This is a genomic window from Streptomyces sp. NPDC037301 (genome assembly GCF_055602785.1).
Genome location: NZ_JBVJWD010000066.1, coordinates 21222 through 29799, shown reverse-complemented (window position 1 = coordinate 29799; position 8578 = coordinate 21222). Strand labels below are relative to the sequence as shown.

The 8578-nt window shown below is 65.0% G+C and carries 12 protein-coding genes and 3 pseudogenes; 13 read left to right on the top strand and 2 right to left on the bottom strand.

Translation table 11 applies throughout. The features are described from left to right. The first annotated feature begins 412 nt into the window (after window positions 1–412). From ACZ7IB_RS43955 to ACZ7IB_RS43945, 3 genes and pseudogenes are all read left to right on the top strand, one after another. Window positions 413–668: pseudogene (locus ACZ7IB_RS43955) on the top strand (gas vesicle protein GvpG). Window positions 669–675: 7 nt separating this feature from the next. After that, a complete protein-coding gene (locus ACZ7IB_RS43950; protein WP_470920604.1) occupies window positions 676–1413 on the top strand; it encodes a histone protein in 738 nt (245 codons plus the stop codon). Between the two features lie 6 nt (window positions 1414–1419). After that, entirely contained in the window at window positions 1420–2499 is a 1080-nt protein-coding gene (locus ACZ7IB_RS43945) for an SRPBCC family protein (RefSeq protein ID WP_470920603.1), read from the top strand. 76 nt (window positions 2500–2575) lie between these two features. On the opposite strand, the gene ACZ7IB_RS43940 is transcribed toward ACZ7IB_RS43945, so the two are convergent. Next, the gene (locus tag ACZ7IB_RS43940; RefSeq protein WP_266749782.1) at window positions 2576–2818 is read right to left on the bottom strand and encodes a hypothetical protein; all 243 of its coding nucleotides are present in this window, start codon (window positions 2816–2818) and stop codon (window positions 2576–2578) included. A gap of 338 nt (window positions 2819–3156) precedes the next feature. Further along, window positions 3157–3365 (bottom strand): annotated as a pseudogene (locus ACZ7IB_RS43935) (LysR family transcriptional regulator); the annotation flags it as partial. A gap of 158 nt (window positions 3366–3523) precedes the next feature. Between ACZ7IB_RS43935 and ACZ7IB_RS43930 the strand changes: the two are divergent. From ACZ7IB_RS43930 to ACZ7IB_RS43885, 10 genes and pseudogenes are all read left to right on the top strand, one after another. Further along, window positions 3524–3913: a VOC family protein gene (locus ACZ7IB_RS43930; RefSeq protein WP_266749781.1), complete on the top strand. Its 390-nt coding sequence runs from the start codon at window positions 3524–3526 to the stop codon at window positions 3911–3913. A gap of 372 nt (window positions 3914–4285) precedes the next feature. Next, on the top strand, window positions 4286–4681 hold the full coding sequence (locus tag ACZ7IB_RS43925) for a gas vesicle protein GvpO (protein WP_266749780.1): 396 nt from the start codon (window positions 4286–4288) through the stop codon (window positions 4679–4681). Window positions 4682–4768: 87 nt separating this feature from the next. Next, the gene (locus tag ACZ7IB_RS43920; protein ID WP_470920600.1) at window positions 4769–5233 is read left to right on the top strand and encodes a gas vesicle structural protein GvpA; all 465 of its coding nucleotides are present in this window, start codon (window positions 4769–4771) and stop codon (window positions 5231–5233) included. A 3-nt stretch (window positions 5234–5236) separates the two neighbouring features. Then, entirely contained in the window at window positions 5237–5950 is a 714-nt protein-coding gene (locus tag ACZ7IB_RS43915) for a GvpL/GvpF family gas vesicle protein (RefSeq protein WP_470920598.1), read from the top strand. 9 nt (window positions 5951–5959) lie between these two features. Further along, on the top strand, window positions 5960–6211 hold the full coding sequence (locus ACZ7IB_RS43910) for a gas vesicle protein GvpG (RefSeq protein WP_266749775.1): 252 nt from the start codon (window positions 5960–5962) through the stop codon (window positions 6209–6211). A gap of 82 nt (window positions 6212–6293) precedes the next feature. After that, window positions 6294–6740: a gas vesicle protein gene (locus tag ACZ7IB_RS43905; protein WP_266749773.1), complete on the top strand. Its 447-nt coding sequence runs from the start codon at window positions 6294–6296 to the stop codon at window positions 6738–6740. After that, window positions 6737–7551 (top strand): annotated as a pseudogene (locus ACZ7IB_RS43900) (GvpL/GvpF family gas vesicle protein). The gene ACZ7IB_RS43905 and the pseudogene ACZ7IB_RS43900 overlap by 4 nt, the downstream one beginning before the upstream one ends. Next, complete coding sequence (locus ACZ7IB_RS43895) at window positions 7548–7796, top strand: gas vesicle protein (protein ID WP_470920596.1); 249 nt, start codon at window positions 7548–7550, stop codon at window positions 7794–7796. Before ACZ7IB_RS43900 ends, ACZ7IB_RS43895 begins: the two are co-directional and overlap by 4 nt. Further along, a complete protein-coding gene (locus tag ACZ7IB_RS43890) occupies window positions 7786–8193 on the top strand; it encodes a gas vesicle protein K (protein WP_266749771.1) in 408 nt (135 codons plus the stop codon). The genes ACZ7IB_RS43895 and ACZ7IB_RS43890 overlap by 11 nt, the downstream gene beginning before the upstream one ends. Before the next feature lie 16 nt (window positions 8194–8209). Further along, window positions 8210–8383 carry a CsbD family protein gene (locus ACZ7IB_RS43885; RefSeq protein ID WP_266749769.1) on the top strand — a complete coding sequence of 58 codons (174 nt, stop codon included), beginning with the start codon at window positions 8210–8212 and terminating at the stop codon, window positions 8381–8383. The last annotated feature ends 195 nt before the right edge of the window (window positions 8384–8578 follow it).

Sequence of the window (8578 nt, the reverse complement as noted above, 5' to 3'; positions counted from 1 at the left end):
CGCGACAGCCGGGCCACAGTTCTGCCAGTCACCAGCGCGACAAACCAAAACGGACCGCCGGAAGATCCGGCAGCCCGCCACGAAAGATCGAGGCTCGTGCACCGTCGTCCGCTACACCGCCAAAACATCGATCACCACAGCAGCCGCCCACCCCGGCAGGCGCGCCCCATACCTCTTCAAGGTGCGAAGCGCCCGATACCGACCAGACTTGAATGCATGGCAGAAGAACGTCGGCCGCGCAGCGGGAAATCCTCGACGACAGCCGCGCGGCGAAAGCGATGTCTCCCGAAGCGCGGCGGAGCGATTCGGAAGCGCGCACCGCACACGTCAAGCTGCGTCTTGCGGGCCCGCTGCGCTGTTGCAACTTCGTCGCCACTGCAGGCACTCACGTTCAGGCTGGTCAGAGTCTGACATGGGACTGATCACGGGACTGCTCACGCTCCCCAACGCACCGGTCCGCGGTGTGATCTGGGTGGCGGAGAAACTCAACGATGCTGCCGAGCGCGAGTTACACGCCCCAGGAGTGCACCGTGCCCAGCCGGCTGTACTGAACCGGGAACTTGAAGACAGAAATAGCAGCACGGAGGAGTTCGAACCGGGAAGAGGAAAGGCTGCTGGACCGGCTGCATGCTGCACACGTCGGCCCCGCACCGAACCATCGAAGGTGACGCTCTCATGGATGACACAGCCAAGGTGACCCTCGCGGCCGCAGTAGTGGGCGGCTATGTGCTGGGCCGGACGAAGAAGGGCCGGCTGGCGCTGACCATTGCGACATATCTGGCAGGGAGACGATTCGGCCTTGAACCCCGACAGCTTGCCGCCGAAGGGATGCGCAGACTCGGAGAGATTCCCCAGTTCGCCGAGCTGCAGGAGCAGCTGAAAGGGGAAGTCTTCGACGCGGGCCGTAAGGCAGTGGCTGCCGCCGCCGACCGGGGCATGAGTTCGCTGGCCGATGCCCTCAGCGACCGTACGGCCCGGCTCGGTGAGAAGCAGGATGAGGCAGAGGAAGAGGGGGACAAGGAAGAGTACGAGCCGGAAGAGGGAGGCGCAGAGTACGAGGAAGAGGAGGAACCGGAAGAGGAAGAGGAAGAGCCGGAGGCCGAGTACGAAGAGGGCCAGGCTGAGGAAGAGGAGGAACAGCCGGAAGAGGAATACGAGGAAGAGGAAGAGGAGGAAGAGAGGCAGCCGAAGCGGCGCCGCAGTCGCGCCCAGCCCAGAGGGGGCGCGGCACGCAAGAAGGCCGCTCCCGCCCACGGAGAGAAGCCTCGGACGGCCAAGAAGTCCGCCGCCCGGAAGACGGCCCCGCCAAAGAAGACGGCTGCGAAGAAAACTGCTCCGGCCAAGAAGTCTGCCGCCCGGAAGGCGGCGTCGTCGAAGCGAGCAGCGTCCAAGCGCGCCGATCGTCGGAGGTAGCCAGTCATGACCAGGACGGAAACAGACCAGCCCACGGCACAAATGTCGGGTGTGGACCGGCTTCGCGAAGAAGCGTCCAACTTCCTCAGTGCACAGGTGGAGAGACTCGCCGAGAAAGCGGGCGACAAACTGACCGATGTCACTGGGAAGCTCACTGATGTGGCCGAGAGTGGATCGCTTCCCGCGATCGGCTCCCGCATTCTCCAGGGCGACTCCCCACTGAAGGCATTCGTCGGGGAGAAAGCCAAGGGCTTCAAGGACAAAGTCGTGGGGAAGGTCAAGGAAGCGTTCGGCGGCGGAAAGGGGAAACGCAAGTCGAGCGGCGGCAAGGTCATGAACATCATCGAGGTGCTCGATGTGGGAGTACCCTTGCGTGTCGCGTACGACCACTGGACGCTGTACGACCAGTTCAGCAGCTTCGCGAAGGGCGTTCGCGACGTCTCGAAGAGCGATGAGATGTCCAGCGACTGGAAGGTCAAAGTCGGCCCTTCCTCGCGCAGCTTCAAAGCGACTGTCCAGGAACAGATTCCCGACGACCGCATCGTTTGGACGTCCGAGGGAGCCAAGGGAACTACCCGTGGTGCGGTTAGCTTCCATGAGCTGGCACCCAGCCTGACTCAAATCGCCCTGGTCGTGGAGTACTACCCGTCCGGGTTCTTCGAGAAGACGGGCAACCTGTGGCGCGCCCAAGGACGCCGAATGCGACTCGACTTCAAGCACTTTCAGCGATACGTCTCCCTCGCCCAGGAAGAGCCCGAGGGCTGGCGCGGTGAAATCCGGGACGGTGAAGTCGTCGTGTCCCACGAAGACGCCATGGAAGAAGAAGAGGCCGCCGAGCAGGAGGACGCACAAGGCGAGGAGTCCGAGGACGAGGACTACGAGAAGAGGCCCGAGGACTACGAGCACGAGGACGAAGACTACGAGGACGAGGACGAAGACGAGGACGAGGACGAAGACGAGGACGAAGACGAGGACGAGGACGAAGACGAGGACGAAGAAGAAGAAGGCGAATACGAGGAAGAAGAAGGGGAAGAAGGAGACGAAGAGGACGTAACCCCCTCCAGGAAGCAAAGGCAACAGAGGTAACGCCGTGACTGACGTCGACTTCAGGCAGGGGGTCTACTCCGTTTCGGGGCCGCAGACCACCAATCCGTCGCGGACTTCACGGAAGATTTGGCTGGCCGGCGTCGTGGCAGCCCTCAGCGAACCGCTTGTAGATGTACGGCTTGAAGTCGTCCAGCAGCGTCCGGCGGGAGGTGACCTTGACCAGCAGATCGTCGACACTGATTCCACGCGACGGGCATCCATGGGAGAGGAGTTCGTGCACGGCCTGGTGCCGTTCGCGGATACCGGCGACGATGCGGCGCGGACGGCCGTTGACGTCCTTGGTTCCGTCCGGGGCCAAAGGTGGCTCCTCTTCGGAAGAGGCGGGCCCGTATCGGCGAACGCGGACCGAACGCATTTGCAGTGTCCTGGCACGGTCTTCTCCACAGCTACTGTCCGAGGTTGTTCCACAGGTGCCAGGCGTCCGCGACTTGGACGGTCTGCGGTGCCGCCGCGCGTGCGGCCTCGGCTTAGGTGGAACCACGGTCCTGGCAGATGACCTCCACCTCAGGATGGTCGGCGAGCCAGCGGGCTCTGGCGCGGATTCCCTGCCGGGCAGTACATCGATCGGTCGCCGGGCTTCGAGGTCCACAAGCAACGTCACGTACGTATGTCCGCGCAGCAGTGCGAATCGATCCGACGGTCAGATTGCCTCGTATCTTCGAACAGCCGGGCACTCAGTTCCTTCTCCAGCCGGGCCACTTGGTGGCTGATCGCGGACTGGACGACGTGGCACCGCTCGGCGGCGCGGGTGAACCTCGCGGTCTCCGCTACCGCGAGGACGTAGCGCATCTGCTGGAGATCTCCATTGATCCATCGTGAAACACGATGGATCGGATGACAAACATGCGTTGGACCAATGGATGCCTGCTCGGCGATGCTGAAGTCAAGGGCAGGCCACGGCAGTCAGCGAACAGCCACCGCCCCGGACCGGCGAGGCCCGGAGCCGCCGGCCCCGTCGTACCACCACCGGTGCCCCGGCCGACCCGACCCTGCGGAGACATCCATGCGCGTGATTGCCTTCGACCACCTCGTCCTGAACGTCGCCGACATCGAGCGCTCGCTCGCCTTCTACACCGGCCCGCTGGGGCTGCAACCGGTGCGGGTGGAGGAGTGGCGGGCCGGCAAGGTCTCCTTCCCGTCCGTGCGGGTGAGCCCCACCACCATCATCGACCTCGTCGAGGCGCCCGACGAGCGGCCGGAGGGCTCCAACGTCGACCACATCTGCCTGGTGGTCGAGCCGCTCGACTGGCAGCAGGTCATCGATTCCGACGTCTTCACGGTGCTGGACGGTCCTGGCGAGCGCTTCGGCGCCCAGGGCACCGCGGCCTCCCTCTATGTGCAGGACCCGGACGGCAACACCGTGGAACTGCGCTGGTACCTGCAGGACGCCTGAGGATCCCCACGGCAACCCATCGGAAACCCTCGATCGTGACGAGGTAGAGGCGGCGTTCGAGCTCGACGGCGAGGTCACCGGCGCGGGCAGCCACTTGATCACGGAAGGGGTCACTTTTCATCGACCGATAGGGGGTCACGGTTCAAAGCACGCCGACAGTGCCCACCACCCCACCACTCACAGCGCTTCTTATGCGGCAGTGATGGTGCTATGCAGCCACTGGGGGGCTACGGCACGCGGTTAGGAGGCTGTGCCCGGCGCTGAAGCAATGTGCGAGCTCCGAGATGCGGTCAGCCCAGGCCGTATATCATGGAACGGCGTCTTGTGAAGGTGACGCGGGCATCATGTCGTCTCCGATTCCGGAGCGGGAACATGGCCGTAGGCGAAGAGGACGAGACAGGGCGCGTCCGGCGTCCGTCCAGCAAGAAGCCCGTCAAGAAGACCGCCAGGAATACCAGCACCGGACGGGCCAGCAGCCGTACGAGCGAAACGAAGCGTGCGGCCCGTCGGGTCTCGGCCCCGCGGGCCATGCGGTATGCGGCTGAGCAGCTCCAGGAGCTTTTGGGGCGAGCACCCGAGTCCGTCTCGGCGGTGAAGCCGACGGAGGGCGGCTGGCAGGCGGACGTGGAAGTTTTGGAGCTGGAACGTATCCCCGGTACTACCAGCGTGATGGCGAGTTACCGGGTGACGCTGGACGAGGAAGGCGAACTGCTGGCGTACGAGCGCACCCGCCGCTACACCCGAGGCCAGATCGACCCGCGTGGCTAGGGCCGGAACACCACTGCTGCACCGCTTGCCGGACGAACGGAAACGGCCTCGTCCGGAGCCGCGTGTGAGCTGCTGAAAGGAGGCACCATGACTATGGTGCCGCAGGGCGGAGGAACCATTTCCAGGGCTGGCGGGGGAAGGTCGGGGAACCTTTACGGCATCCTCGAGCTGATTCTGGACCGCGGCCTGGTGATCGATGTCTTTGTACGTGTGTCCTTGGTGGGCATCGAGATTCTCAAGATCGATGCCCGCATCGTCGTGGCGAGCGTGGATACCTACCTGCGCTTCGCGGAGGCCTGCAACCGCCTCGACTTGGAGGAGGGTCGCAAGGCTCCGTCTCAGCTGACCGACCTGGTCGGCGAGGTGACCGAGGGCGGTGCGCATGGGAAAGCCAAGGGTGCTCTGAGTGGGGCCGCTGACGTGCTGACCGATGCCCTGAAGGGAGGACATGACGACGAGGAGGCCGAGCAGTCAGAAAAGAGGCGCAAGGAGCCCGAGGAGAGGCGGGAGCGGCCGCGGCGTCGTCCTGCCGCCCGACGCCGCGAGGAGTGAACCATGGCCGTATACGTGTATTCCATTGTCTTGGCCACCCATCCTCAGCGCTTGGACGGCCTCCACGGGGTGGGGGATCCGCCTGCGCCCCTCCGCACGGTGCGCACCGAAATGCTGTCCGCGGTCGTCAGCGACGCGCCCGAGGAACTGCGTCCCAAACGCCGAGACCTCAGCGCGCACCAGGCCGTCCAGGAACAGCTGATGGCCGACGGCACCGTTTTGCCGCTGCAGTTCGGCTTCACCACCGTGGACGACGACGCTGTACGAGCGGTCCTGGAGGACGGTACGGATAATTTCAGCGAACGCTTGCGGGCGCTGGAGGGCTGCGTGGAATACCACCTGAAGGCCACCCAGGACGAGGATGCGCTGTTGCGCCAAATCCTTCAGGAGTCCGACGAGGCGCGCGAGCTCAACGAGGAGATCAGAAGCAGCCGCAGCAGCCCGGAACTGCCGCTCGCCCTCGGGGAGCTGGTCTCCCAGGAAGTGCAAGCGCGGCAGGATCGGCTCGCCGTCGCAGTCCTCGATGCGCTGCGCGGACTCGCGCGGGAAGAACGCTCGTCGCAGCCGACCGGGAACGACTTCCTGAATGTGTCCTTCCTTGTGGAGCGGGACAACGAGAAGACCTTCCTCGGCGCGGAACAGGACATCGCCAAGAAACTGGGCGAGGACTTCGACCTGCGGCTGGTCGGCCCGCTGCCCGCCTACAGCTTCGTCTAAGGAGTCCTCATGGGACTGCTGACTCAACTCGCGACGCTTCCGCTGGCGCCGGTGCGCGGCGTGGCCTGGGTCATGGAGCGCGTCGTCGAGGCCGCGGAGAACGAGTACTACGACCCGGCACCCGTCGAACGGGAACTCGCCGCACTCGAGCGAGCGCTCGTGGCGGGAGACATCGACGAGGAAACCTTCGACCGGCGCGAGGACGCACTGCTGGACCGGCTGGACGAGATCAGGGCCCATGTCCAGGGCACCGGTGCCTGATCGCGGCAGCCGGTGGAACGGGCGCATTGCCACGCGCTCCCGTCGAAGCTCGGGGACACCAGCGAATTGAGGTGCAGCGGCCGTGACCGAACCCGTCGCCAGGAGGCTGGGCGACCTCCCGTCCAGGTCCGCCCCGTACGGCCAGGGCTCCTCGGCCAATCTCGCCGACATCCTGGAGCGCGTCCTGGACAAAGGCATCGTCATCGCAGGCGATATCCAGATCAACCTCCTGGACATCGAGTTGCTTACCATCAAGCTGCGCCTTCTGGTCGCTTCGGTGGACAAAGCGAAGGAAATGGGCATTGACTGGTGGGAGCACGATCCCTCACTGTCGTCACGCGCGAACGACGGATACCGCTCACTCGCCGAGGAGAACAAACGGCTGCAGGCTGAAATCACGGCGCTGCGCGAGGACCGTGAGCTGCCACCGACCGAGGACGAGGAGAGCCGCGCTGCGGCTCGCCGCCGCACTTCACGCACCGAACGGGCAGGTTCCAGCCCCCGCAGCGAGAAGCGGGACAAGCCATGACCGAGGCCAGCGCCTATGCGTACGCCGTAGCACGGGACGCCGACGGATCGCTGGAGGAAGCTCTGCCCGGGCTCCCTGGAGTGGCGGAGGCGCCGGTGCATCTCGTGCGTGTAGGACACAGCGACGATGTGGTGGTCGCCGTGAGCCCGGTATCCGAGCGCGACTTCCAGGAAGCCGCGCTGCGAGCGCATCTTGAGGACTTGGACTGGCTGGAGTCCGTCGCCCGCGCCCATCACCGTGTGATTGAGGCGTTGGCCGCCCGCACCGCCGTCCTGCCGCTTCGTCTGGCGACGGTATACCTCGACGACGAGCGGGTGCGACTCATGCTTCGGGCCCGCCACGAGGCGTTTGCCGGCAGACTGAAGGACCTGGCAGCGCAGGTGGAGTGGGGCGTCAAGATCTATGTCGAAGCGGCCGCTGAGACCGAGAGGCCAGCAGACCCACCCACAGATGCGGGTCTGAGCCCCGGGCGGGCCTACCTCAGCCAGCGAAGAGCACAGCGACACGCCCGCGAAGACGCCTATCGGGCGCCGAACAGGCAGCCGAGCGGGTCGAGGCCGCCGCCCGCGCTTATGCGGTTGATCGCGTCCAGCACCGGCCGCAGCAAGGCGAACTCGCCCGCGGGCCGGGAGAGAACGTCATCAACGACGCCTACCTTGTGTCGCTGCAACAGGCCGAAGACTTCCGCGCCGATGTCATGCAGGCCGCAGAAGGACTACCCGGGGTACGCGTCGAAGTCACCGGGCCGTGGGCCCCGTACTCCTTCGCCACCCTTGCCGAAGCCGAACCGCTGAAGAGGGCCACGCCGTGAGGGCGGCGAGCAGGCCGGAGGCCACGCCGGAGGAGCCGCTGCCGCAACGGCAGATCGCACTGATCGACCTGCTGGACCGGTTGCTCAGCGGAGGCGTGGTCCTCACCGGTGACGTCGTGCTCTCCATCGCCGATATCGACCTCGTACGCATATCGCTGCGCGCGCTGATCGTCTCCATCAGCGAACAGAATCCTTCCCCGTGGCATGCCATTTCAGCACCCGTAGGAGTCGTCCATGACCGGTGAGGACCGTCCGTCCGGAAACCGCCTCGCCGAGGTCGCCGATGCCGCCGCCCGCGCCTTCCGCATGCTGCCCGCAGTGCCGCAGGACATCCTGCCCCGGGGCGGCGCGGAGGTGCGAAGGCCGGCCCACCGGATCACTACCGACCCGGACACGGTGGAACGGGACCTGATCAAACTCGTACTCACACTCGTCGAGCTGCTGCGACAGCTCATGGAACGCCAGGCCCTTCAGCGGGTCGACGCAGGAGACCTCACTGAGGAACAGGAGGAGCGTCTGGGAGCAACTCTGATGATTCTGCACAGTCGTATGATTGAACTCTGCGCTCGATACGACCTTTCCATGCAAGATCTCAATTTGGATCTCGGACCTCTCGGAACGCTGCTGCCACCACCCGAATGATCCCAGGGAGCACGACATGGGTATCGGAAAGAAGTCCAAGAACATCGGCAAAATAGCGGAGGGGAAAACCAAGGAAACGGCCGGGAAGGTCGTGGGCAACGAAAGCCTGGAGGGAAAGGGGAGGGCCCAAAAGATGAAGGGCAAAGTGAAGCAGGCAGTGGAGAAGGGCAAGGACACCTTCAAGCACTGAAAGAAGGACATGCAGTGACGGCCCCGCCGCCGCACTCCGAATAAGGGGGGCTGGCGTCCAGAGCACCCAGTGCCGGCTCGCTGCAAATCGACCCAACTGGCGGCGGGACAGTGCGCGCTCGGTGTACGAGGCGCTGAACAGGGCGTTTGTGTGCGCTCACTTCATGCATGTCCGGGTGAACCGGATATGCGACGG

Bases quoted from the DNA above. Each gene is read 5' to 3' on its own strand.
- ACZ7IB_RS43950 (WP_470920604.1), top strand. From the start codon at position 676: ATGGATGACACAGCCAAGGTGACCCTCGCGGCCGCAGTAGTGGGCGGC.
- ACZ7IB_RS43945 (WP_470920603.1), top strand. From the start codon at position 1,420: ATGACCAGGACGGAAACAGACCAGCCCACGGCACAAATGTCGGGTGTG.
- ACZ7IB_RS43930 (WP_266749781.1), top strand. From the start codon at position 3,524: ATGCGCGTGATTGCCTTCGACCACCTCGTCCTGAACGTCGCCGACATC.
- ACZ7IB_RS43925 (WP_266749780.1), top strand. From the start codon at position 4,286: ATGGCCGTAGGCGAAGAGGACGAGACAGGGCGCGTCCGGCGTCCGTCC.
- ACZ7IB_RS43920 (WP_470920600.1), top strand. From the start codon at position 4,769: ATGACTATGGTGCCGCAGGGCGGAGGAACCATTTCCAGGGCTGGCGGG.
- ACZ7IB_RS43915 (WP_470920598.1), top strand. From the start codon at position 5,237: ATGGCCGTATACGTGTATTCCATTGTCTTGGCCACCCATCCTCAGCGC.
- ACZ7IB_RS43910 (WP_266749775.1), top strand. From the start codon at position 5,960: ATGGGACTGCTGACTCAACTCGCGACGCTTCCGCTGGCGCCGGTGCGC.
- ACZ7IB_RS43890 (WP_266749771.1), top strand. From the start codon at position 7,786: ATGACCGGTGAGGACCGTCCGTCCGGAAACCGCCTCGCCGAGGTCGCC.
- ACZ7IB_RS43885 (WP_266749769.1), top strand. From the start codon at position 8,210: ATGGGTATCGGAAAGAAGTCCAAGAACATCGGCAAAATAGCGGAGGGG.